General features: G+C 71.5%; 20 protein-coding genes, 1 tRNA gene and 1 pseudogene. 10 read left to right on the top strand and 12 right to left on the bottom strand.

The features are described 5' to 3' along the window. Positions 1–58 precede the first annotated feature (58 nt). Positions 59–1,168: a substrate-binding domain-containing protein gene (locus ACZ5Y0_RS09615; RefSeq protein ID WP_469128076.1), complete on the top strand. Its 1,110-nt coding sequence runs from the start codon at positions 59–61 to the stop codon at positions 1,166–1,168. A 105-nt stretch (positions 1,169–1,273) separates the two neighbouring features. Here ACZ5Y0_RS09615 and cpt read toward each other — a convergent pair whose 3' ends face one another. Further along, entirely contained in the window at positions 1,274–1,795 is a 522-nt protein-coding gene (gene cpt, locus ACZ5Y0_RS09610; protein ID WP_469128466.1) for a chloramphenicol phosphotransferase CPT, read from the bottom strand. Between the two features lie 87 nt (positions 1,796–1,882). Next, positions 1,883–2,332: a DoxX family protein gene (locus ACZ5Y0_RS09605; RefSeq protein WP_469128075.1), complete on the bottom strand. Its 450-nt coding sequence runs from the start codon at positions 2,330–2,332 to the stop codon at positions 1,883–1,885. Between the two features lie 204 nt (positions 2,333–2,536). Between ACZ5Y0_RS09605 and ACZ5Y0_RS09600 the strand changes: the two genes are divergently transcribed. From ACZ5Y0_RS09600 to ACZ5Y0_RS09590, 3 genes are all read left to right on the top strand, one after another. Beyond that, complete coding sequence (locus ACZ5Y0_RS09600; protein ID WP_469128074.1) at positions 2,537–3,100, top strand: snapalysin family zinc-dependent metalloprotease; 564 nt, start codon at positions 2,537–2,539, stop codon at positions 3,098–3,100. A 534-nt stretch (positions 3,101–3,634) separates the two neighbouring features. Further along, on the top strand, positions 3,635–3,838 hold the full coding sequence (locus ACZ5Y0_RS09595; protein ID WP_073499692.1) for a cold-shock protein: 204 nt from the start codon (positions 3,635–3,637) through the stop codon (positions 3,836–3,838). Between the two features lie 49 nt (positions 3,839–3,887). Continuing rightward, positions 3,888–3,961: transfer RNA gene (locus ACZ5Y0_RS09590), tRNA-Met, on the top strand. A 105-nt stretch (positions 3,962–4,066) separates the two neighbouring features. On the opposite strand, the gene ACZ5Y0_RS09585 is transcribed toward ACZ5Y0_RS09590, so the two are convergent. Continuing rightward, positions 4,067–4,729 (bottom strand): phosphoribosyltransferase, encoded by a 663-nt coding sequence (locus ACZ5Y0_RS09585; RefSeq protein ID WP_469128073.1) that lies wholly within the window; start codon positions 4,727–4,729, stop codon positions 4,067–4,069. Positions 4,730–5,009: 280 nt separating this feature from the next. Between ACZ5Y0_RS09585 and ACZ5Y0_RS09580 the strand changes: the two genes are divergently transcribed. Together ACZ5Y0_RS09580 and ACZ5Y0_RS09575 are read left to right on the top strand one after the other, a co-directional pair. Then, a complete protein-coding gene (locus ACZ5Y0_RS09580) occupies positions 5,010–5,447 on the top strand; it encodes a hypothetical protein (RefSeq protein ID WP_469128072.1) in 438 nt (145 codons plus the stop codon). Positions 5,448–5,742: 295 nt separating this feature from the next. After that, positions 5,743–6,441, top strand: a complete 699-nt coding sequence (locus tag ACZ5Y0_RS09575; protein ID WP_469128465.1) for a dienelactone hydrolase family protein — start codon at positions 5,743–5,745, stop codon at positions 6,439–6,441. Between the two features lie 160 nt (positions 6,442–6,601). Here ACZ5Y0_RS09575 and ACZ5Y0_RS09570 read toward each other — a convergent pair whose 3' ends face one another. Next, positions 6,602–8,164 carry a DUF4139 domain-containing protein gene (locus tag ACZ5Y0_RS09570; RefSeq protein ID WP_469128071.1) on the bottom strand — a complete coding sequence of 521 codons (1,563 nt, stop codon included), beginning with the start codon at positions 8,162–8,164 and terminating at the stop codon, positions 6,602–6,604. An 8-nt stretch (positions 8,165–8,172) separates the two neighbouring features. Then, positions 8,173–10,251 carry a DUF4139 domain-containing protein gene (locus ACZ5Y0_RS09565; protein WP_469128464.1) on the bottom strand — a complete coding sequence of 693 codons (2,079 nt, stop codon included), beginning with the start codon at positions 10,249–10,251 and terminating at the stop codon, positions 8,173–8,175. Positions 10,252–10,513: 262 nt separating this feature from the next. Between ACZ5Y0_RS09565 and ACZ5Y0_RS09560 the strand changes: the two genes are divergently transcribed. Then, positions 10,514–11,011, top strand: coding sequence for a DUF5994 family protein (locus tag ACZ5Y0_RS09560; RefSeq protein WP_469128070.1), 498 nt, complete (start codon positions 10,514–10,516; stop codon positions 11,009–11,011). 585 nt (positions 11,012–11,596) lie between these two features. Here the strand turns inward: ACZ5Y0_RS09560 and ACZ5Y0_RS09555 are convergent. The 3 genes from ACZ5Y0_RS09555 to ACZ5Y0_RS09545 form a co-directional block, all read right to left on the bottom strand. Continuing rightward, on the bottom strand, positions 11,597–12,238 hold the full coding sequence (locus ACZ5Y0_RS09555; RefSeq protein WP_469128069.1) for a hypothetical protein: 642 nt from the start codon (positions 12,236–12,238) through the stop codon (positions 11,597–11,599). A gap of 931 nt (positions 12,239–13,169) precedes the next feature. Beyond that, complete coding sequence (locus tag ACZ5Y0_RS09550; protein ID WP_469128068.1) at positions 13,170–13,709, bottom strand: anthrone oxygenase family protein; 540 nt, start codon at positions 13,707–13,709, stop codon at positions 13,170–13,172. Beyond that, complete coding sequence (locus ACZ5Y0_RS09545; protein ID WP_469128067.1) at positions 13,706–14,368, bottom strand: maleylpyruvate isomerase family mycothiol-dependent enzyme; 663 nt, start codon at positions 14,366–14,368, stop codon at positions 13,706–13,708. The genes ACZ5Y0_RS09550 and ACZ5Y0_RS09545 overlap by 4 nt, the downstream gene beginning before the upstream one ends. A gap of 71 nt (positions 14,369–14,439) precedes the next feature. On the opposite strand from ACZ5Y0_RS09545, the gene ACZ5Y0_RS09540 reads away from it, so the two are divergent. Further along, positions 14,440–15,357 (top strand): LysR family transcriptional regulator, encoded by a 918-nt coding sequence (locus ACZ5Y0_RS09540; protein WP_469128066.1) that lies wholly within the window; start codon positions 14,440–14,442, stop codon positions 15,355–15,357. Here the strand turns inward: ACZ5Y0_RS09540 and ACZ5Y0_RS09535 are convergent. Next, a complete protein-coding gene (locus tag ACZ5Y0_RS09535) occupies positions 15,338–15,970 on the bottom strand; it encodes a transposase (protein ID WP_469128463.1) in 633 nt (210 codons plus the stop codon). The two genes, ACZ5Y0_RS09540 and ACZ5Y0_RS09535, sit on opposite strands and share 20 nt — an antisense overlap. After that, positions 15,894–16,181, bottom strand: a pseudogene (locus tag ACZ5Y0_RS09530) (transposase); the annotation flags it as partial. The gene ACZ5Y0_RS09535 and the pseudogene ACZ5Y0_RS09530, both read right to left, overlap by 77 nt. A gap of 781 nt (positions 16,182–16,962) precedes the next feature. Between ACZ5Y0_RS09530 and ACZ5Y0_RS09525 the strand changes: the two are divergent. Together ACZ5Y0_RS09525 and ACZ5Y0_RS09520 are read left to right on the top strand one after the other, a co-directional pair. Then, positions 16,963–18,519: a pectate lyase family protein gene (locus ACZ5Y0_RS09525; RefSeq protein ID WP_469128065.1), complete on the top strand. Its 1,557-nt coding sequence runs from the start codon at positions 16,963–16,965 to the stop codon at positions 18,517–18,519. Positions 18,520–18,666: 147 nt separating this feature from the next. Next, positions 18,667–19,284 (top strand): restriction endonuclease, encoded by a 618-nt coding sequence (locus ACZ5Y0_RS09520; RefSeq protein WP_469128064.1) that lies wholly within the window; start codon positions 18,667–18,669, stop codon positions 19,282–19,284. Between the two features lie 390 nt (positions 19,285–19,674). Here the strand turns inward: ACZ5Y0_RS09520 and ACZ5Y0_RS09515 are convergent, their stop codons facing one another. Together ACZ5Y0_RS09515 and ACZ5Y0_RS09510 are read right to left on the bottom strand one after the other, a co-directional pair. Continuing rightward, positions 19,675–20,466: a YihY/virulence factor BrkB family protein gene (locus ACZ5Y0_RS09515; protein ID WP_469128462.1), complete on the bottom strand. Its 792-nt coding sequence runs from the start codon at positions 20,464–20,466 to the stop codon at positions 19,675–19,677. 642 nt (positions 20,467–21,108) lie between these two features. After that, positions 21,109–21,330, bottom strand: a complete 222-nt coding sequence (locus tag ACZ5Y0_RS09510) for a hypothetical protein (protein ID WP_469128063.1) — start codon at positions 21,328–21,330, stop codon at positions 21,109–21,111. Positions 21,331–21,592: the final 262 nt, after the last annotated feature.

Here is a 21,592-nt window from a genome sequence, read left to right as displayed (position 1 = left end):
CGGACGGGCGCACCACTCTCCCGCAACACGCGACACCGCACGAAGGGTTCGATCCACCATGCGCAGACTCATCACCCGAGGCATCGCCGCGGTCGGCGCCGCCGCACTGCTCACCCTGGGCACGGCATGCTCCAACGAACGCGAGGGTTCCACCGGCAGTGACAGCGCCGACGGCAAGGGCTTCGCGCAGGACGCGCTCGTCGGCGTCGCCCTGCCCGCCAAGACCTCGGAGAACTGGGTCCTCGCCGGCGACCTGTTCACCAGCGGTCTGAAGGAGGCGGGCTTCAAGGCCGACGTACAGTACGCGGGCGCCTCGACCACCGTCGCCGACCAGCAGGCACAGATCTCCTCCATGGTCACCAAGGGCGCGAAGGTGATCGTCATCGGGGCGACCGACGCCTCGCAGCTCGCCACCCAGGTGGCGCAGGCCAAGCAGGCGGGCGCCACGGTCCTCGCCTACGACCGCCTCATCACCAACACCCCCGACGTCGACTACTACATCGCGTTCGACAACTTCAAGGTCGGCCGGCTCCAGGGGCAGGCCCTCGTCGACGGCATGAAGGCGAAGAAGCCGAAGGGCCCGTGGACGGTCGAGTTGTTCTCAGGCTCGCCGGACGACAACAACTCCAAGGTCTTCTTCGACGGTGCGATGGATGTGCTCAAGCCTCTGATCGACAAGGGCGACATCGTTGTCGGGTCCGGGCAGACGGGCATCAAGCAGACGGCGATCCAGGGCTGGAAGGCCGAGATCGCCCAACAGCGCATGGACTCGCTCCTGACCTCGACGTACGGCGGCGGCAAGAAGCTCGACGGCGTCCTGTCACCGAACGACACCCTCGCCCGCGCGATCCTCACCTCGGTCAAGGGGGCGGGCAAGCCGATTCCCGTCGTCACCGGTCAGGACTCCGAGGTCGAGTCCGTGAAGTCGATCATGGCCGGTGAGCAGTACTCCACCATCAACAAGGACACCCGCAAGCTCGTCGCCGAGACCGTCAACATGGTCAAGTCCCTGCGGAAGGGCGACAAGCCGACGATCAACGACAGCAAGTCGTACGACAACGGCGCCAAGGTCGTCCCGGCCTACCTCCTGCCGCCCGTCATCGTGACGAAGGACAACGCGGCCGAGTCCTACGCCACCGACCCGAAGCTGGCGCCCCTCACCAAGTGACGCCGGGCCACCGCGCCGACGTCCCGGCCAGTGCCCCACCCCGCCCGGCCCCCGGCCCCTGCGCCTCCCCGTCCGGACGAGCAGGGGTCGGGGCCGCTCCGTCGGTCAGCCGACGTGGGCGGCGATGGCGCGCGCACACGTGAGGGACTCGGTGTGCGTGGTGTCCACCTCCAGGTCGTAGGTCACCCCACGGTGGACCGCGTCCGCCTGCGACGCGGCCATTCCCCGGACGCGGTCCCCACGCGCCGTCTCGCGGCCCGCGGCGACCGCGCTCTCACACCTGACGCCGACCCACAGCACCGCCACGTCCCCCAGAGCCTTCTGCCACCGCTGCTGGGACGCCGCCCCGCCGAGGAAGACCTCGTCGACGACGATCCGGGCGCCGGCGCGGGCCATCGCCACGATGCCCTCGGTCCAGGCCTGCTCCAGCGCCAGGAACCCCGCCCCGACGCTCACGCGGCCGTCCGCCGCGATCTCGAGTCCTCCGTCGCACGCCCGGAGCTTCGCCGGCAGCGCGTCGACGAAGGAATCGACGCCGAAGGTGAGCCACGGGTCAGGCAGTACGGCCTGGAGGCACCGGACGATCCCGGACTTCCCCGAGCTGGAACCACCGTTGAGAATGATCATCTGAGTCGTCGTCACCGCGCCACAATAGGGGGCGCGCTCACCGGGCACGAAACGATTTCGGGGCGGCCTCGCGTGGCCGGGCGGGCGTCAGCGGGACGGCTCGGTCACTCCGTGACCAGCGGGCCTCGGCTCAGCCTTCCCTCCGATCAGACCGGCCAGGGACAGGGCGCCAGGACCTGAGAAGACCAGGAGGAGGAAGCCCCAGCAGAACAGCGCGGGGGAGAGTCCGCCGTTCTGTATGGGGAAGAGGCCGTCCTGCTGGTGCTCGGTGAAGTAGGCGAACGCCATCACGCCCGAGCTGAGGAAGGCGGCACTGCGTGTCGCAACTCCGAGGAGGACGAGTACGCCACAGGTCAGCTCGATCACTCCGGCGTACCAGAAGGGCCAGTCACCCGCCGGACTGGCCTTGCGTCCCAGCACCCCGAAGACCGTGGCGGCGCCCTCGCTGGCGAACAACAGGCCCAGAACCATGCGGAACAGGCCCAGTACGAGGGGCTGACGCGTCGCCAGCCGGTCGCTGAGGCGCGGAGTGGTCATCGGTGCTCCTTGAGTGTGTGCGGTCCGGCCGCGGGACGACGTGTCATGACGCGGGAGCAGGCTCCCGTCCTCCGTACGCGCGTACGGCCGGTACGGTTCAAGCGGCGCGGCACCGATTGACGGATTGGCGGTCTCGGGACATGGGCAGAGGTTCCAGCAGTACGTGACATGAGCACGCTTACCTTCCCCCACAGGAGGTCGATCATGCACTCACGCACCCGCGTCCCCGCCTTCGCCGCCGCCCTCACGGCGGCACTCACCGTCTTCGGCGGCCCGGCCCACGCCCAGGCGGGCGCCCCCGCCGGTCAACCGCTCGCGGCCCGCGTCGTCACCTACGACGCCGGCGCGTCAGCGGAGTTCAGGGCCGCCGTCGACCGGGGCGCGGCGATCTGGAACGCGAGCGTGGACAACGTCGAACTGCGCCCGGCCGCCGCCGGACAGCGCGCCAACATCCGCGTTCTCGCCGACAACGGCTGGCCCCGCGCCCTGACCACCTCGCTCGGCAACGGCACGGTCTGCATCGGACGGCAGGCCGTCGACCAGGGTTATGACACGGTCCGGATATCGGCGCACGAACTCGGCCACATCCTCGGCCTGCCGGACCGCAAGCCCGGCCCCTGCACCAGCCTGATGTCGGGTTCCAGCGCAGGCGTCGCGTGCACGAACCCGTACCCGAACGCGGCCGAGAAGGCAGCGGTCGAGGGCAACTTCGGCGCCGTGCTCACCCGCCCGGAGGCGGCGTCCGGCGCCGTACTGACCGTGGACTGATCCGTCGCCGGACGTGGTGGACGGCCGAAGCTCTGGAGTTCCTCAAGACACGCTTGGCCCACCGCCGTTCCGGGGCATGGCCCTCGTACAGGTTCCGGTCGGACGACCACGGGGGTCGAGAGCAGTGGGACATGTCGTGATCGTAGGGATCGTGCTCGTCGTGATTCTCGTCGCGGGGTCACGCGGTGGCCGGCGGCGCAACGGGCCGCGGGGCCGCTCCGGGGGCGGTGACGGGGGTGGGCACGCGTGTGGCGGCGGCTGGTCGTGCGGGGGAGGCTCGTCGTGCGGCGGCGGTTCGTCCTGCGGGGGCGGCGGCGGCGACTGACAGAAACGCACAGCAGTGAGACGAGCACGAGAAGTGACCGTACCCCCATCGGTGGAGAACAGGTCACGATGGAAAATTTTTGAGCGCCGAGTGCGGATTGCGAGGCCCTTCGTGGGGTAGAACGGGTCTGGGACGCCGCCCGTGATCATGGACGGCACCCGCACCCATTCCAGCCGGCGCCCGCCGGCGAGAACGAAGGACACAGCAGTATGGCCAGCGGCACCGTGAAGTGGTTCAACGCCGAAAAGGGCTTCGGATTCATCGCCCAGGACGGCGGCGGCCCCGATGTCTTCGCGCACTACTCCAACATCTCCGGCAACGGCTACCGTGAGCTGGTTGAGGGAGAGGCGGTCACCTTCGACGTGACCCAGGGACAGAAGGGCCCCCAGGCGGAGAACATCGTCCGCGGCTGACCCCCTGTTTCCAGCCCGCCCGGATCGCCGTGTAGAGTGGCGGAACCGACGCGGGGTGGAGCAGCTCGGTAGCTCGCTGGGCTCATAACCCAGAGGTCGCAGGTTCAAATCCTGTCCCCGCTACAAAAGGAAGGGGCCCGGCCGATGCCGGGCCCCTTTCACATGGGTGCGACGGTTCCTTATCGCGTCCGTTCCGTGTTCCGGGCCCCGGCACCAGGGCTTGCTCCCTCAGCCACTGTCCGCGGCGGCGCTGTGCTCGCGCAGGGTCCGGACGACCTCCTCGTCACCGACCTGGTCGAAGTCGACGTACCACAGGCCGACCGCCCGGAAGTCCGGTGGCTGACGGAGGCAGACGACGTCGTCGGCCTCGGAGCGCATCTCCGCCGCCGACTCGGGTGCCCCGACCGGCACGGCGAGGATCAGCCGCGCGGGTCCCCGTCGCCGTAGGTGGCGCAGGGCGGCACGCGCGGTGGCGCCGGTGGCGAGCCCGTCGTCGACGACGATCACGGTCCTGCCCTCGATGTGCGGCGCGCACCGGCCTCCGCGGTACTGCCGTTCCCGGCGGTGCAGTTCGGTCCGCTCGCGGGCCACGTCCGGGCCGAGCCGGTCCTCGCTCAGACCGAGCACCCGCATCGCGCGCCGGTCGAACAGGGGCGGATCGTCACCGACGATCGCGCCGATGCCGGTCTCCCGATGCCCGGGGACACCTATCTTCCGGGCCACGAGGACGTCGAGCGGTGCCCCCAGGGCTCGGGCGACCTCGGCGGCCACCGGGACGCCTCCGCGAGGGAGAGCCAGAACGAGGGGATCGACCAGATCACCCTCGTCCGACCACGCGACCAGCCGGGCGGCGAGTTCCTGTCCGGCCCGGCGACGGTCCGGGAATCGCATGACGTGTCACCTGCCTTCCGGGGCTCCGGTCCGTCCGCGTCCGTTCCCCGACGCTCAGCCGCCACACCTCCGGGTTCGGGCGCACGCGGCGGCGGGGCCGCCGGAAAGGGACTCGGCGGCGGCACCCGAGCCGGCGGCGAGGCCGCGGACGGCGCCCGCCTCCGAGACCTCCGAGGACGACCGCGGTCACCCCGGCCTCGCGCCGGTCCGAGCGGCGGTACGGCCCCGACCCGGCTGCGGGCGTCGACCGACCGCTCTCTCCGCGCGTCCGGGGCTGTTCGTGGCCGTCGTCCGTCCTGTCCGGGGTTTCCCCTCGGACGACACCCAAACGGCGCCGATCCGTACGCGCTGGGTACCCGTACCCGGTCAACTGGAGGACTTCCTGGCCCAACGCACCCGGCACCCCCACGCCTCGGACGGCATCGCCGCGGCCGTATCGGCCCTGCGACGGGGACAGGCCGGCTCGCTGCTGCTCACCCGGCGGGCGCGGCTGCCCGAGCGTGTCTGGCTCGGCGAGGCGCCGTCACGGATCGCGCTGTCCGCCGCGGACCCGGAGGCGTTCGGTGCGACCTCTTCCCACGCGGTACCGGCCGACGCGGCAGTCCTGTACGCCGCCCATCGCACCGGGGCCGAGCTGGTCGTGCCGCCGCCGGACCGGATCCCCTCGAGCGACGGCGTCGGCGTCCTGCTCCGCTACCAGGACAGCCCCGATCGCTAGGGCTGTGTCTCGAAGGTCCCGCCCCCGGCGACGCCTGTCACGCCCTTCAGAGGGGCAACCCCGGCCGTGTTGTCGGGACGGCCCCGGTGCACCCCGTATCGGGGCGACCCTCCGCCGTGCGATCGCACCGCAGCACGCCGCCGGGCCCGCCTGCGGGCGGCCGACGCCATGTGGAGAACGCCCCGGGGCGAGCCACACACCGAGGGGGTTCGCGCCGACAGGGTGGGTACGCGGTGGGGGACATCCGGGTCGTAGCGATCCGCACGATCGGCCGATGGGGAAGAGGCTGATACCGATGATCTCCGACATGGTTCTGGTGCCCGCCGGTGAGGTCACGCTCTCCGGTGACCTGGTCGTGCCGGCACCGGCGCGGGCCGTGGTGGTCTTCGCGCACGGCAGCGGCAGTTCCCGGCACAGTACGCGCAACCGGATGGTGGCCGCCAAACTGCGTACCGCCGGAATGGGCACGCTGCTGATGGATCTGCTCGGCGAACGGGAGGAGCGGCATGACGCGTTGAGCGCCGAGCACCGTTTCGACATCGCGCTTCTGGGCCGGCGACTCTTGGCGGCGATCGACTGGCTGGATACGCAGCCCGACACCCGCGGCCTCCCGATCGCCCTGTTCGGCGCCAGTACGGGTGCCGCCGCCGCGCTGGTGGCCGCCGCCGAACGGCCGGACCGCGTGCTGACCGTGGTGTCGCGCGGCGGGCGGCCCGACCTCGCGGGCGACGTCCTGGAGCAGGTGACGGTCCCCGTGCTGCTCCTGGTCGGCGGGCGGGACCACCACGTGCTGGCGCTGAACCAGGAAGCGGCCCGGCGGATGCGGTGTCCGCATGCCCTGCACGTCGTTCCGGAGGCTACACACCTGTTCGAGGAGCCCGGTGCCCTGGAACATGTCGCCGAGACGGCCAGGCGGTGGTGCGACGACCGACTGCGCGACGCGCGGGGGTCCCGGACGACCGCACAGGCAGCGCCGGCCCGGGAGGAGAAGTGACCCGTCGGCCGCCGGTACGCGGACAGCGTGGTCCGAGGGACGGAGGTGCACCGAAGACCCACCGAGGGTCGGGACGCGGACGGAGGAATGGGCGCCGGCGGTCGGGCACAGGTGAGGGACGTCCCTCTTCCGGCTGGTCCGTGATGCGCGCGACCTCAACTCACAGCCCGGCCACCTTCGCGCTCGCCGACACCTCGTAGACCAGGGTGACCGTGCGGCGGCCGCCGGGAGGCAGGACGACGTCCCAGCGGGCGATGCCCTCCGCGTCGACCGAGTCGGGCGCCGGGGAACAGGCTTCCCCGCGCAGGCGTACCTCCACCGCCGAGACCTCGGAGACGGGGATGCGCTCCCGCACGGTGACCGTTTCGACGTCCTGTTCCGCGGGGGCGGAGAACCGGGAGAGGTGCAGCCGGACCGTGTGGGTGGTCACGGTCCGCTGGGTCAGGCCGGGGGAGGCGTGCGACTCCTCGGCGTGCCGCACCACCCGGTAGTCGTCGCAGCTGCCGAAGGCCAGCTCGACGGGGGCGCCGGGGGCGGTGAAGTCCAGGGTGCCGCGGCCGGTGAATCCACTGCCGCGGACCAGGTCGACGGGTCCGGCGAGGAGGGCGTGACCGGACCGGTTCTCGAACCGTGCCACCCGGGTGACCAGGGGCGACAGCTCGGGTGCGCAGCCGTACTCGCTCCGCGCGGCGGTGCTGAAGGCGGAGAGGGGCACGCGGTGGGCGTGACCGTCCGCGGGCACCGACACCGGGACGGGCGCGTCGAGCACCCGTGTCTCGCCGCCGTCGGCGACCCCCGGCAGGCCGAGCACGGGGGCCGGGCCGAGGTCTCCGATCTCCTGCTCGCGTAGTTCGACGTCGACCGTGCGGCGCTCCGCCGCGCTGCGGTCCTTGAGTGTCAGCCGGTCCTCCCGCAGGCGCGGTGGTTCGGCGGCCAGCGCGGACCGGGCCGTCGACAGCGTCAGCCGTACGCCGGACCAGTCCTCGCCGGTGCGCTGCCAGACCATGGCGTCGGTCTCCAGCGTCAGGGAGTCACCGTCGAGCACGGCACGGTAGGCGGGCCGCCACAGCGCGCACGGAGTGAGGTGGCTCAGGCGCAGCCCCACCGGGCCGGCGACGGCTGCCTGCACGGTCAGTTCGATGTGCCCGACCAGTTCGGCGGGTTCCGTCTCCGCGAGGTCCATGGCCCGCTTGGCTTCCCCGAGTTCGCCGGTGAGCGCGGTCAGCCGGGCTTCCGCGGCGCGGAGTTGTTCGCCGTGCTCGTCGCGTTCGACGTCCACCCGGTCGAGTTCCCGGGCCCAACGGGGCCCTTCGCTCTCCCCTGAGCCGGCACCTTCGCCGATCTCCCGCAGCAGGTCGGCCGCGAGGCGGCCGAGCAGGTCGACGCGGGACCGCAGCCGGTCGCGCCGCTGCTCCACGGCCAGCCGTTCGGCTTCGAGGGCGTGCACCTGCCGGCGGAGGGCGGAGTCCTCGTCGGCGGACGGCAGCGGCCCGCGCGGCGTCCACTCGCGGACGATCCGCGCGTCGAGCACGGTCGCGGGGTGACCGGCGGTCAGCTCGGCATGGAGGGTCCGGTCGACGGCCAGCGCACTGACCGGACCGAGCCGCAGCCGCTGGACGCCGGGTTGCAGGTCGAGCACGGCGGCGCGTTCGACGTGGGCGCGGTCCTCCAGGCAGGTGACGGCGGTGACCGGGAGGGCGATCGGCTTCGGGGCCGTGGGCATGGGGTGTGTCAGCTCCTGCGGTTGCCGCCGACCAGGGCCTTGCCGGCCGGGATGCGGATCTCGTAGCCGCCGTCGAGGGCGGTGGTGCCGCCCGCGGGCAGGGCCACCCGCCAGACACGGGTGCCCGGGGCGTGGTGATCGGACCCGGCACCGTCTTCGGGTGCCTTCCAGTCCGCCCGTTCCTCGATCCGTACGTCCGGATCGGAGGTCACCGGCACCGGCTCGCGGACCTCGACGGTGACGGGCCTCGCGAGCTGGTTGGCCAGCTCGACATGTACGTGGTGGTCGAGCACGGTGACGTTGTTGCGCAGGCCCGACGTCGACTCGCGCAGGTTCGTGCGGCGGGTCACCCGGATGCCCTCGGCCGGTCCGAGCCCCACCCGGCGCACACCGCCGGGCGCGAGGGTGGGCAGTGCGGCGGTCAGCAGGAAGTCGTCGTCGACGGTGACCTCCACCGGGCCGGCCAGCAGCGCCTGGTCGGTGGCGTTGGAGAGCACCAGCGTGGCGTACACGGTCGGCTCCACGGACGGCACGCAGAGGTACTCGGTGCGCAGGCCGACCGGGATCTCGGCGACGGTGACGGTGTGCCAGGTGCCGTCCGAGGGGATGTCGGCGCGGGCGGCGGCGTCGAAGCGGTGGTCGAAGGAACCCGCCGACTCGCGGGGCCGCACGGCGTGTCCGGGGAGCGGCAGCGCGGCCACCGCCTCGGCGCGGCGCCGGTACTCGGCCGCCACCGGGTCGAAGGAGGAGTCGGGGAACAGCCGGCCGCGGCGCGCGCCCTGCTCGTCGGGACCGCACAACCTAAGGGCCGCGTAGTCGAGTTCGGCGCCGCTCGGCTGCGGCGGACCGACCGCCGGGGTGGGAGGCGGCGGTGGTGCGGCGGACTGGTCCGCAGCCGCGGGTGCCTTGGCCGCGGGGCCCGAGAAGGCTCTGCCGGCGGTACGCGGCGCGCCGCCGGGGCGCGACCTGGCCGGCTGCGCGACGTGGGGCGTCGCGCCACCGAAGGGCACCTGAGCCGCGGCGGGCGCACCGCCGGGTGCCGCGGGCAGGGGAGGTGGCCCACCGTAGGACGGGGGAGACGGGGGAGACGGGGGAGTCGTGAAAGGAGGAGGCGTGGAGGCGGAGCCGGCCCCGACAGCCGGGGGTTCGGTGGCGGCGGGGCGCGGACCCGGCGCGTCGTACCCGGCGAACAGGTCGGCGAGCCCTGCCGGGGGCTCGCGCCAGCCGGAGGGGGCGGGAGCGGGCTGGCGGCGTCCGATCCGGATCGAGCGGAGCCTCGGCAGATCGGTACGGCGCCGCAGATCGGCCGTGGACAGGGCGACGCGTACGCCCGTCCAGTCCTCGCCGGTGCGCTGGGCGACCGAGGCGCGCAGCACCAGCCGGCCGCTGTCGTCGCCCTGACGGTGGCTGAGACGGTAGGCCGGCACCCAGACCGCGCCCGGTACCCCGTACTCCAGCTCGAGTTCGATCTCCGCGTCACCGGTGCCACCGACGAGGGTGAGGACGGCGGAGACCGTGGTCTCGACGTGCGCCGCGGGCACATCGGTCGAGGCGCGGGCGAGTCTGTCGGTGGCGACGGCGAGGTCGTGCGCGACAAGGCGCAGCGCCTCGTCCAGTTCGGCGAGGCGGTCGTGCAGGCGGGTCAGCCGCCGTTCGACGAAGTCGGCGAGTTCCAGCCAGGCGTCGACCGGGGTGCGGCGGTGCGGGTCGTCGCGCTTGCGGGCCGGCGGTACCGGGTGCAGGGCCGCGACCTCCCGGATCAGACCCAGCTGCCGGTCCCGGCGCCCCTGTGCCGCCGCGTACTCGTCGCTCAGCCGCTCCACCTCACGCCGCAGGGCGTCGGGGACGTCGGCACCCGGCGGTTCGGCGTCGACCTCGACACGGGCCTCGACGACCCGCACGCCGGGGGCACCGAGGACTCGCGCCCGCAGGGATGCCGGGTCCAGCGAGCGGGGCAGCCCCGATACCCGCACGCGCCCGTCCGGCGGCACGCTGCCCCGGGCCAGGCGGCGACAGACCGCGCCCTGCGCGTACACCACGACCGAATCGAGGGCCGACCCCCAACTCCGTGCCTTCTCCACCAGCATGTACGCCCCCACCGTGTCCGTGCCGAGCACAAGCTTACGTCCCTGCCGGGTCCCGGCGTCCGTGGATCCGGCCGGGAGCGCGGCCCCGGCTCGACGCCGCCGGAGAGCTGCCTCGCGGGACGGACAGGGCGGACGCTCCGGCGCGAGGAGTAGGCTGGAAGCTACCGAAGGTATTTCGCGCACCGGCCGCCATGCCCGTGTCGTTTTCGGCGATCGAACAGGCCGGGCCGGTCGTCACCGGCCCGGGGACAGGGTGCGCGTCATGACCGCGACCATCTCCCTCTCGCCGAAGCCTCAGAACCGGACCCCGTCGCCTCCGCGGCTGTCGCTGGTTCCCGCGGGTCAGCGGCCCGCGCTGCTGGACGGCGCCTGGTGGCCCCGCTCCCGCGACCTCGAGGCTGAACTCCCCGACCTGACAGCCGTACTCGATCCGCTGTGGGGACGGATCACCAGGGTCACGGTGAACCCCACCCACTGGCCGGTCCTTCCGCGCAAGGTCCCCGTGGCCGGGCACATGGTGCACGTGGGCTGGTTCCGGGCCGAGCAGGACCCGCACGAGTTGCTGTTGCTCTCGTACCGTCTGGGCCGCTGGAACCTGCTGGTGATCCCGCCGCGGACCGATCCCGACACGGCCGCGTGGCTGATGGCCGCCGCGTGCGATCCCCGGCGCGCTTCGACCGCGAGCGCGCTGATGGCGGCGGCAGGTCCGCCCACCCCGGTCGGCCCCGTCGCGGCGCCGCTCCAGCCCGCAGGGAGGTGAATACCGTGGAAACGTTCGTGACCCTGGTCGTGATCCTGGGAATGATCGCCCTCGGCGCACTCCTCATCCACATGCTCAACGCACAGCACAGCGACCATGTGGGGTCCTTCCACTACGGCCGCTCGGGAATGCCCCTCCGCGGACCGGCCCCTTCAGGGGCGCACCGGACTCGCGACCGGTCGGGAGCCGGCGGTGCCGGCGCCGGTCGGCGCGAGAGCGGGCACACGTGGCTTCACCCGCGTCGCGGCACGCGTGGGTCGAGAGGCTGAACAGTCGAGTTCGACAACGGGTGAACCTGGATCCCTCTGCGCGTCTTGGGCCTGCCGCGCCACCGCATCAGGCCTGAGGGGCTGGCAACTGGCCTTGCACGTAGGCGGCCCTTGAAACGTGACAGGTGGCCCGTCGAGGCGACCGCCTCGCCGGGAACGCCGGGCGCCTCGAACGGGATGAGGGGGGAAGTGGATCAGGGCGGCGCCGCGCCCGTCGGCGTCCAACCGCCCCCGTGGACACAGGAGGTCGAGGTCGCCGCGCGACGACCACGGCGACCTCGTGGACTGGACGAGTGTGGGAGCCGTCGGTCCCGCGTTACGCGGACTGACCCTCCTGTGAAGGTTCTTCCTCGCCCGTGGCGGGGGCGGGTGCGTCGGGGGAGGTGTAGAAGACGGACGAGCCCTGCTTGGTGCGCTGGGCGTGGTTCTTGGCCACCAGCCCTTCCAGGGCGGTGCGCACGACCGTCGTCTTGATGCCGCGGTCGGGGTGCTGTTGAGCCAGTGACTGGGCGACCTCGGCCGCGGAGCGCGGTTCGCGCTGGCCGGCGAGGTGCTCGCGGACCAGGGAGACGAGCGAAGGCTGATCCGCCTTCGGGGCACCCTTGCGGGATGCCGTCTTCTTGTGGGCGGCCTTCGTGGTCGTCGCCTGTGCAGCCACCGCTTCGGACTTCTTGGCCTTCGGTCGGCGGGAGGCACCGGCCGAGGACTTCTTGCGCGGAGCGGGCACCGTCGCGGCGTCTCCGACCGCGGGTGCGGCGGGCGCGGACTCGACACCGAGGGCCTGCTGCACGCTCAGCAGCACCGCACGGTCCTTCTCCAGGACTGCCAACTGCTCCTGGAGCGCGGTGATCTCACCGGCGATGCGGTCGTGCTCCTTCAGGTTGCGCTCAAGGTCACCGGCGACCTGTGCCAGATACTGGCTGGTCACCCCGTTCGTCTGTGTCGTCGTCTCGGACATGACTCTCACGCTCCTTGATAGGACCCGACAGGCCGAGGGCCGCCGACCCACGACATGAACGGCGCTTTGTCGTAGTGATACTACGGAGCGGAAACTCCGAACTGGCGACCTTGAACCGCACCGCGTTGCCGCCGCTCGAACGGAGCGACCGGTGCGACGTAGTGATTCCGTCCTCAGCCGGGGGGCGGGGGACGGACGCACGGGTCCGTTTCAGGGGAGGACGGCAGGGCGAACTCTCCTGGCGCGGTGCGGAGATGGGGAGTGCGCCAACAGTGGTGACCGGCCGTCGGTCGGCCCCCCCCACCACGGTGCCTCTGGTGCGTTGACCGGCGTCGGACCAGTTCTACGGCTTCCAGCCGTGCAGGCTGCGGGCAGGGCGAGACCGTCCAAGAGGCCCTGCCCGCAGTCGTGCGCGGTTCCGCCCCTCCTGCGACGGCACCCTCGGGGAGCCTTCGCGGCCGCCCGCTTCGGCTGCCGGTCCGCACACACGGGCGAGCGGTGAGCTGATCAGCCCCGAGCACGACACCTCGGGCACGTGCAGGTCGTACGGCTGGCCGGTGGCTCCCGTGATCGGGCGCATGCCCTCCGACGGCGGGCCGCGCGTGCGGGCGGCCGACGCCAGTTCGTCCTGCCTCACGCATGGTTCGCGGCGGCACTCGCCGAACGGCTGACCCCGACGGACACGCCCTCACCGTTCGGCGCGGAGCGATCGCGTACGCGGCCTGCCGAGGCCCAGGATGAGGGCGCGGCCTCCACACCGAGCCGGCTTGCCGTTCGACGGGTGATGGATGACGGCTGACGGTGGCGGACTCGACGTACGGGCGGACGGATCAGTTCGCCCCATCCTAGGCCGTGTCTCCTTGACGGATTGCCAGTGGATCAGCCGCACCCGGTGATCGGTGACCGATGTGGTGTGGCACGGATCGGGCCCTCATACGGGTTCGCCAGGGCCGACGCATCGCCCTGTCGAGATGACGGCGGTGGGTTCAGTGGTGCTCGGTCGCTCGCCTGCCTGGCGCAGGGCAACAGAGATCAGGATGGCGAACGCAGCTGCGGCAGTGCAGGTACGGGCATCGTTGAACAGTTCCCAGCGGCTCAGGATCTCCGCATGGTCGGCTGGCGGCGCGGTGGCGGCCCACTGCTTGATGCGGCCGTTGATCGGGACATTCCCGAACCGAGTGATCAGGAAGGACGCGACAGTCAGGAGCCCTGCGGTGGCTGCGAGGACTCGGGCTCGTCCGCGTGTCAGGGCGGCCAGGGTGAGGGCGCTGAGGGCCGAGACCGCCATCGCCCCCTGCACGGTGATCCCGTTCATCTTCATCAGCTCGGTGTGGAAGTCGAGTCTCATGTCGATCGGCACGGAGTTGAATGTGGGGACCAGGTTGGCGGCGCCGTAGCCGAAGGCTCCGGCAAGCAGACCGGTGGAGAACAGGGACAGACCCAGGAGGAAGCGGGTGCCCATCTGGGTCATGCCTCCTCGGCGGATCGCGTGAAACGATTGCTCGGTTCTCCTCGTAGCCGGCCGTCCGGAAGCCTGCGACCGTAGGCCAACAGCAGGAGATCCTGGGCGGCGCCGAAGACGGGTGGGCCAGAGCCGTACGACCAGTCGAGGTCGTCGGCGCACAGTTGCACTCCGTCAAGGTCGGCACCGAAGAACTTCAGGCCGCTGGGCCGGATGTCATCGAGGAGGATGCGCAGCCGGCTCTCGGGGACGCGCCGGTGGAGGCCGAGGGCGACGGTGATGTCCAGCCCGTGCACCACGTCGTGGCCGAGCGCCGCCGTGAGCCCGCCGACCGGTGGTGTCCAGGGATGGTGGGCGTTGTCCCGCAGGAAGGCGGCGAGCGCGGTGGTGGAGTGGGCGGCCGAATCCCTGCGCGCGACCTGATCGGTCATGCGGTGAAGGTTCCCGCGTGCCTTGACCAGTTCACCGAGCATCGTGGGCAAGGAGAGGCGGAACCCCATCGACATGTGCGCCGCCACTTCGCGAACGCGCCATCCCGCGCAGAGACTCTGCTCGTTCCACTGATCGGTTTTCAATGTGTCGAACAGGTCGGCCAGTTCTCGGCGCTCCGCCGCGATCGCCGCCCTGACCTCGACACTCTTCCCCATGCGGGCTGTTGGATTCCCCATGTGATCAAGCCTGAGGCCGGCAGATAGATAACGCCAGTAAATAGTTCTGCTGCAATCTAGAATCGCTGCTTATGGAACTCCGCCAGCTGCGCTACTTCGTCTGTGTCGTCGAGGAGGGCGGTTTCACAAGAGCCGCCGCCCGGCTGCATCTGGCCCAGCCCGGCCTCAGCGCCCAGATCCGCCAGCTAGAGAAGGAGCTGGGGCAGCCCCTGCTCGACCGCTCCGCCCGGTCGGTGACACCGACCGAGGTGGGCCGGGCGGTCCTGCCGTACGCCCGGGCCGCACTGGCCGCGGCGGAGTCGGTGCGGCAGACGGTCGACGCGTACACGGGGCTGCTGCGCGGCCGGGTCACGCTCGGACTGGTCTCCGGCGCCACTGGCCACGCCTTCGACATCGCCGCTCTACTCGCGGACTTCCACGACGCCCACCCCTCGGTGGAGGTGACTCTCACCGAGGACACCACGGAGCGGATGCAGGCCGCGCTCCTGGCCGGCGAGCTCGACATCGCCGTCCTCGGAACGGCAGAGGAGGCGCCCCCGCCCGGAGCGGCCTTCCAGACGGTGATCGATGTCCCGCTGGTCGCCGCTGTCGCGCCAAGCGATCCCGTTCTCGACCGCGTCGACGGTACGAGCGTCCCGCTCGCCGAGCTGCGGGATCGGCCGCTGATCTGCCTGCCGCGCGGCACCGGGGTGCGCACGGCGCTCGAACGCGGCTGTGCACAGGCAGGATTCCGGCCCCGGGTCGCCTTCGAGGCGGCAGCCCCACACGTGCTCTCGCAGCTTGCCGCGCGGGGCCTCGGCATCGCCGTGCTACCTGCCGGTGAGAACGAGTCCCCCCTCGACGGACACCTTCGCACCCTGCGGATCGTCCGGCCCGAGATGCGTGCCCGCATCGCGCTCGCCTGGCAGGTCGGCGGCCCTTCGAGCCCCGCGGCCCGCGTTCTCCTCGACCGCCTGCGCGAAGTCGTTCCTAAGCCCCCCAATTCCTAGACTGCCTCCGTCCTTGGTCACCGTCGTGCCCATATGAGGATGGCGGCGACGTGGAGGGCGGCCTGGTAGGCGACGGCCAGTTTGTCGGTTCGCATGGCCAGGCCGCGCCACTGCTCGAGGCGGTTGATGCATCGTTCGACCGCGTTGCGCTGCTTGTACGACGCCGCGTCGAAAGTCGGCGGGCGACCGCCCGCGCTGCCTCGCCGCAGCCGGTGGCCGACCTGGTCGGACGGCTGGGGGATGACGTCGCGCGGATTCCGCGTCGGCGGAGGTGACTCCGGATCGCTCGGGATGAGTACGCGCGGTCCGCCAGGACGATGTCCGGGCGAGTTCTCGGCCGTCCGGGTCCGCTTCGCGGAACACGGATGGCGGCCATGACCATCTCGAAGGCCGGAGCGTCGCCCGCCTGGCCTGCGGTGACGCGAAGGGCCAAGGGCCGCGCATGGCCGTCGCTGGCGAGATGGACCTTCGTGCTCGCCGCCGCGCGAGCGTCCCAGCGCGTGGTCAACGGGTTCGGCCTGGCCTGGAGCCCCTTTTTTCCTGGCTCCGGCGGCGTGCTGGTGGGCCCGGCAGACAGTGGAGTCCACCGAGACGGTCCAGCCGATGTCGGCATCAGCGGCGGCCGCTGCCAGGAGCGCGGCAAGGATGCGTTCCCAGGTGCCGTCCACGGCCCACCTGATCAGGCGTTTGTGAGCGGTCTGGAATGAGCCGAGTTCTTTCGGCAGGTCCCGCCAGGGCGAGCAGGTGCGGTACTTCCACGCGATGGCCTCCAAGGTGCGGCGGTGATCGGCCCACCGCCGTCCGCGGACCGGATCGGCCGGCATCAGCGGCTCGATCCGGCCCCACATCGCATCAGTGATCACTAACCGGACGGACACACCGATCAACTGACCAGCCGAGCAAAGAGACACGCTCTAGGTCCGCGCTCGACATCACTTTTGTCGCCGTTCGGGGACACCAGCGGCGGTGCGGCGTTCCTGGTGCCGTCATGACCGCCGGCCACGGCCGTTCCTGCCGCGAGGGTGGCGGCGAACCTTCGGCGGCCCCGCCGTCGGAGGTCAGGGAATCCCTCGGCGACCTGGACGTGGCGCTGACCGGTCCCTCAAGTTGATCACATACATCACTGTCGTTCACATAGGGGAATGAGGGATGACGTCGGCGTCGATGCCCCCTGGAGAGCGTCGCTGTGGCCGGAAGGGTCCGACGCGCTAGGGGAATGTTCGCGTCTGCAATGTGGCATCGCGCGACCGGGAATTCCCGGTCATCGGCGTGGCGCGGTGGGTGCCGGCGTGACGCGGGCGCGCGTCTTGTTCCCCTCTCCGTGGCCCAGCCTGCCCAGGCCCTTGCCACGCCGCCACAGGCCCCCTATCGTCGCCGGCGGAAAGCGCTTTCCCGGAGTCGATTCCCTTGGGAAGCCGGCTGTCGCGGTGGCTACCGCCTCTTGCGCGATCTCGTCGGCGAGCCGGACCGAGCGACTCCGTGAGATTGACGTGTCGTCGGTGGGAGGGCGCGCGTTTTCCCTCGTAATTGATGGTTCACCGACAAGACCTTCCGTGTGCGACAGCAATGTGAGGACAGGTAGAACCGAAGACTCAGGAGACATCGATGCAAAGAAAAGTCGCCCTACGGCTCTGCGCCGCATCGGCCGCGATGGCCCTCGCGGCCGGGGTCGGTGTCGTGCTGTCGATGCCCGAGGCCTCCGCGGCGACCGGTTCCGCGACCGGTTACGCGACCCAGAACGGCGGTACGACCGGCGGAGCCGGCGGTCAGACGGTGCGGGCCACCACGGGAACCGCGATCCACGCGGCGCTGTGCGGCAGAGCCAGCAGCAGCACCCCGATCACCATCGAGGTCGAAGGGACCATCAACCACGCCAACACCGCCAAGGTGTCGGGCAACAGCTGCAACACCGCCGCCGGGGTGATCGAGCTGAAGCAGGTCAGCAACGTCACGATCGTCGGCGTCGGCGGCGGAGCGGTCTTCGACCAGCTGGGCATCCACATCCGTGAGGCCAGCAACATCATCGTCCAGAACGTGACCATCAAGAACGTGAAGAAGTCGGGCTCGCCCACCTCCAACGGCGGCGACGCCATCGGCATGGAGAGCGGTGTCCGCAACGTCTGGGTCGATCACACGACCCTGGAGGCGTCGGGTGGGGAGTCGGAAGGCTACGACGGCCTCTTCGACATGAAGGACAACACCCAGTTCGTGACGCTGTCGTACAGCATCCTGCGCAACTCCGGCCGCGGCGGTCTGGTCGGCTCCAGCGAGAGCGACCGCTCGAACGGGTACATCACCTACCACCACAACCTCTACCAGAACATCGACTCCCGAACGCCCCTGCTGCGCGGCGGGACGGCCCACATCTACAACAACCACTACGTGAGCCTGAACGAGTCCGGCATCAACTCACGCGCCGGGGCGCGCGCCAAGGTGGACAACAACTACTTCGAGGACTCCAAGGACGTCCTGGGCACGTTCTACACGGACGAGGCCGGCTACTGGCACGTGGGCGGGAACGTCTTCGACAACGTGACCTGGTCGAGTCCCGGCACCGACAACCACCCCGCAGGACCGAACCCGCAGTCCAACACCACTGTCGCCATCCCCTACGTCTACGCGCTCGACGCCGCGGCGTGCGTGCCGGACGTCGTGAGCCGCACGGCCGGGGCCGGCAAGGGTCTCCAGGTGTCGAACGGCAGCTGTGCCGTGCAGTCACCCACGTCGACCCCGACCACCCCGCCCACGTCCGCCACGCCCACTCCCACCCCCACCTCGGGACCCACCCAGCCCAGCGGTACCAATCTGAGCATCGGCGCGGGATCGGACGGTTCCGGCAAGGCGAGTGGCACGAGCTACGGCAACGTACGAGACGGTGACATGAGCACGTACTGGTCGCCGGCCGGTTCCACCGGTGCCATCTCCATCAAGTGGGGCTCCGCCACGTCCGTGTCCAGGATCACCATCAGGGAAGCGGCGGGATCGGCGACTGTCATCGGGGCCTGGAGGGTGGTCAACGGTGACACCGGCGCCGTCCTGACCTCCGGCAGCGGCGCGGGCACCATCACTTTCCCGCGGACCTCACTGAGCAAGATCACCTTCGAGATCGCCGGTTCGACCGGTACCCCGAAGGTCGCGGAGTTCGAGACCTACGCCCAGTAGGCGAGCGGTTCGGCCGTCCCGGTGCCGGACGCGGCGCCGGGACACACCGGTCGGCTTGATCTCACGCCCCCGACGCCGGGTGGAGCCGCTCCCGCGGGGGCAGCAACAAGACGGCTCTGCCGGAGAACAGGGGAGGGGACTCGACGTATGGGCGCTGTGTCGCTGTTGGCGTTGTCCGTCATCGTGGTCGCGGCCGTCGTCACGGGCCTGGTGCGTGCCGGGTGGCGCGAGGCACGGGCGGAGAAGGCCAGGCTCGCCGCGGAGGCCCGGAAGCAGGCCCGCCGGTCGCTCGACGAGGTGTGGGCGATGGACGACCGTCGGTTCGAGGAGTACGTCGCCGAGTTGTGCCGTCGGGACGGCTGCACCGACGTCCGACGCGTCGGAGGGGCGGGCGACCTCGGAGCGGATGTGACGGGCCGACTGCCCGACGGCCGCCGTATCGTCATCCAGTGCAAGCGCTATGCCAAGCACCGCACGGTCGGCAGCCGTGACCTCCAGACCTTCAACGGCACCGCACGGGCCGAACACCGGGCCGACGTCCCCGTGTTCGTCGCCACCTGCGTGTTCACCCGGCCGGCCCGCGACTTCGCCGCCCGGCACCACCTGATCCTCATCGACGTGAATCTGCTCGGCTTCTGGAACAGCGGCACCCCCCTGACCTCGTTCCTGGACCTGGACATCGGCCGCTCCGGCACGAACCGCATTGCACCCCGACCGCGACTGACGGGAGGCGCGTGGGCGGCACCGGGCGAAGAACGCCCGTGATCACTCCGAAGTCCGGTGTCACCGTGGTGCGGCGCGTGGACCGGCATCGAACCCCTCGCGTGCGGCGCGGCCGGGTCGGGCGATCCACGGGCCGCAGTGCCGGGCGGTCCCTCACCCCGCGACACGTCGGGCGACGATCGGGGGGGCGCACGCCGAGTGGACGTCTCACCCGGGCAGTCGGAGGATTCGGCATCGGCCTGACCGGATCCCGGATCGCCGGCCTGCTGCCCCGGCGGGACATGAGCGTCCCCGCCTCGGGCGTGCCCGTCCACTTCACCGGGCCGTTACGCCCTCGACCGTGGCGTCCGGGCGACCATGGCGAGAGCGGGGCCGCTGTCGGTGGCGTCGGGCCCGCCGGCATCGGACCCGGGAACGTGGCGGCGCCGGTCCTCACCGACGGGGTGACGACTCCCTGCTCAGCTCGGCCGTGAACTGGGCCCCGGCGAGCAGGGCGAGGTTCGACAGCCAGAGCCAGATGAGGAAGACGACGATGCCGGCGAGGGAGCCGTACAGCCTGCTGTAGGTGCTCAGAGCCGAGACGTAGAGCGCGAAACCCGCGGAGACGGTGAGCCACAGGCCCGCCGCGAGAACACCACCGGGCAAGCTGTGCCTGCGCCGACGCGCCGGTGCCGGACCCGTGTGAAAGACGATGACGACCAGGAGCGCGACCAGGCACAGCAGCAGGGGCCAGCGCAGGAGGGTCCAGGCCCAGGCGGCCATGTCGCCGAGTTCCAGAAGGCCGCCGACGGTCTCGGCGACCGGTCCGGTCACCAGCAGGAGCAGCGAACTGACGAGGAGCAGACCGAGCAGGGCCAGGGCGGTGAGCACGATGCGGGGGGCCTTGCGCAGGGGAGAGCGACAGTCGGCGACTTGATGCATGCGGTGCAGGGCCCGGCGGAACACGGCCAGGTAGCTGGAGGCGGACCACAGGGCGCTCGCCGTGCAGGCGCCCAACAGCACCCAGGCCGCGGAGTTGCGGCGCACCATCCGGACCATGACGTCCTCGAGTTCCCCTCCGGACTGCCCCGGAGCGTAGGCGGTCACGTGGGCGATGAAGTCCCCCGCGGTGGCGGGACTGACCAGGCTGAAGGCGATGACGGCGACCAGGAGGGAGGGCAGCACGGCCAGAATGGAGTAGTAGGTGAGTGCGGCCGCGTAGTCGGACACGTCGTCACGCCACATCGACGCCGGTGTACGCCGCAGAGCGGGTCCCCACGAACGCGGCAGCCGCCGGAGGCGGACTGCCGGGACGGTGCTGGGCGCACCCTGCCGGGGTACGGAACGCCGCTCGGCCGGCATGCGGACCGAGTTGCGGTGGAACCGCTGACCGCCGCCCGTCCCCTGTGCGCCCATGCTCACGACACGTCCTTCCCGCCGGCCGAAGAACCGCTCTCACCGCCTGAACCGCCCTGACCGCACGGCCGGACCGGCCCGGTCCGTGGCGCGAATACCCGGGAACGCTCCGCCCACGTCCTTTCCGGGCCGATTCACCCCCGAGGGTGGGCCGACGTCGTCCGCCGTGCCGGAGGGCGCGGCCCGGCAGGGTCGTGAGACTCGGTCGCAAGGAGTCCGCGGGCCGCCGGGAGCGGGTGCCGCTGCCACGCCGGAGCCGAGGACCGCCGTCCGTGACGGGGCCGACCCGCCGCCCGTTTTCCGCCCGCACTCCCCGCGGGGGAAGCCCTTCCCGAACGTGCCCTGCGGGACGCGGCTCCGGGCGTGCTGCTCCGAGCCGTGTGTGCTCCGCGTGTGCCCGTGGCGCACCCCGGCGGGGTGGGCCACGGGAGCCGGCCTGGGAGGAACCGTCGCGCCGCCTGCCGTGGACAACTAAGGGGTCAGGTCCAGCGGTTGCAGAGTGCTCCAGTGCCGGTGCAGCACGTCCTCGGGTGACGTGGGGCGGGGATCGCCCGGTGCGGGGGTCCGGAGGAGGAGCCCGTCGCGGCCCGCCTTCGAACGGTGTGACCACCAGAGGGCGGCGGTGACGGTGACTCCGCTTCCGGCGAGTGCCGCTGCGGCGATGGTGAGCGCGTTGCTGGCCCTGACCGGCATGGCGTCTCCCTGATGGCGGTGGGCGGCGATCTGTCGCCCCGTCACCGGGTGACCCGAACGGGCGCTTTCATGCCGAGTGGCGGCGCCCACTCGTGGGCGCGCCGCCCGCCGGTCCGGCTACCGTGCGTCGTGGTCCTTCGTCGGGTGTCCGGTGGTGCGTGCCTCGCGGGCAGCCGGGCGGTCGTCCGCTGCCCTTCCCGCGGTGGGCCGCTCCGAACGGGGGCCGTGGGCAAGCGCGGTCGTGAGCGGCCGTCGGTTCGTC

This window comes from Streptomyces sp. NPDC033216 (genome assembly GCF_055577115.1).
The sequence above is the reverse complement of the archived record's forward strand: the minus strand, read 5'-3'. Positions and strand labels throughout refer to the sequence as shown.

Bases quoted from the DNA above. Each gene is read 5' to 3' on its own strand.
- cpt (WP_469128466.1), bottom strand. From the start codon at position 1,795: ATGATCATTCTCAACGGTGGTTCCAGCTCGGGGAAGTCCGGGATCGTC.
- ACZ5Y0_RS09535 (WP_469128463.1), bottom strand. From the start codon at position 15,970: ATGCCGACATCGGCTGGACCGTCTCGGTGGACTCCACTGTCTGCCGGG.
- ACZ5Y0_RS09565 (WP_469128464.1), bottom strand. From the start codon at position 10,251: ATGCTGGTGGAGAAGGCACGGAGTTGGGGGTCGGCCCTCGATTCGGTC.
- ACZ5Y0_RS09575 (WP_469128465.1), top strand. From the start codon at position 5,743: ATGATCTCCGACATGGTTCTGGTGCCCGCCGGTGAGGTCACGCTCTCC.
- ACZ5Y0_RS09570 (WP_469128071.1), bottom strand. From the start codon at position 8,164: ATGCCCACGGCCCCGAAGCCGATCGCCCTCCCGGTCACCGCCGTCACC.
- ACZ5Y0_RS09515 (WP_469128462.1), bottom strand. From the start codon at position 20,466: ATGTGGCGTGACGACGTGTCCGACTACGCGGCCGCACTCACCTACTAC.
- ACZ5Y0_RS09560 (WP_469128070.1), top strand. From the start codon at position 10,514: ATGACCGCGACCATCTCCCTCTCGCCGAAGCCTCAGAACCGGACCCCG.
- ACZ5Y0_RS09595 (WP_073499692.1), top strand. From the start codon at position 3,635: ATGGCCAGCGGCACCGTGAAGTGGTTCAACGCCGAAAAGGGCTTCGGA.
- ACZ5Y0_RS09525 (WP_469128065.1), top strand. From the start codon at position 16,963: ATGCAAAGAAAAGTCGCCCTACGGCTCTGCGCCGCATCGGCCGCGATG.
- ACZ5Y0_RS09555 (WP_469128069.1), bottom strand. From the start codon at position 12,238: ATGTCCGAGACGACGACACAGACGAACGGGGTGACCAGCCAGTATCTG.
- ACZ5Y0_RS09520 (WP_469128064.1), top strand. From the start codon at position 18,667: ATGGGCGCTGTGTCGCTGTTGGCGTTGTCCGTCATCGTGGTCGCGGCC.
- ACZ5Y0_RS09540 (WP_469128066.1), top strand. From the start codon at position 14,440: ATGGAACTCCGCCAGCTGCGCTACTTCGTCTGTGTCGTCGAGGAGGGC.
- ACZ5Y0_RS09605 (WP_469128075.1), bottom strand. From the start codon at position 2,332: ATGACCACTCCGCGCCTCAGCGACCGGCTGGCGACGCGTCAGCCCCTC.
- ACZ5Y0_RS09585 (WP_469128073.1), bottom strand. From the start codon at position 4,729: ATGCGATTCCCGGACCGTCGCCGGGCCGGACAGGAACTCGCCGCCCGG.
- ACZ5Y0_RS09600 (WP_469128074.1), top strand. From the start codon at position 2,537: ATGCACTCACGCACCCGCGTCCCCGCCTTCGCCGCCGCCCTCACGGCG.
- ACZ5Y0_RS09615 (WP_469128076.1), top strand. From the start codon at position 59: ATGCGCAGACTCATCACCCGAGGCATCGCCGCGGTCGGCGCCGCCGCA.
- ACZ5Y0_RS09545 (WP_469128067.1), bottom strand. From the start codon at position 14,368: ATGGGGAATCCAACAGCCCGCATGGGGAAGAGTGTCGAGGTCAGGGCG.
- ACZ5Y0_RS09510 (WP_469128063.1), bottom strand. From the start codon at position 21,330: ATGCCGGTCAGGGCCAGCAACGCGCTCACCATCGCCGCAGCGGCACTC.
- ACZ5Y0_RS09550 (WP_469128068.1), bottom strand. From the start codon at position 13,709: ATGACCCAGATGGGCACCCGCTTCCTCCTGGGTCTGTCCCTGTTCTCC.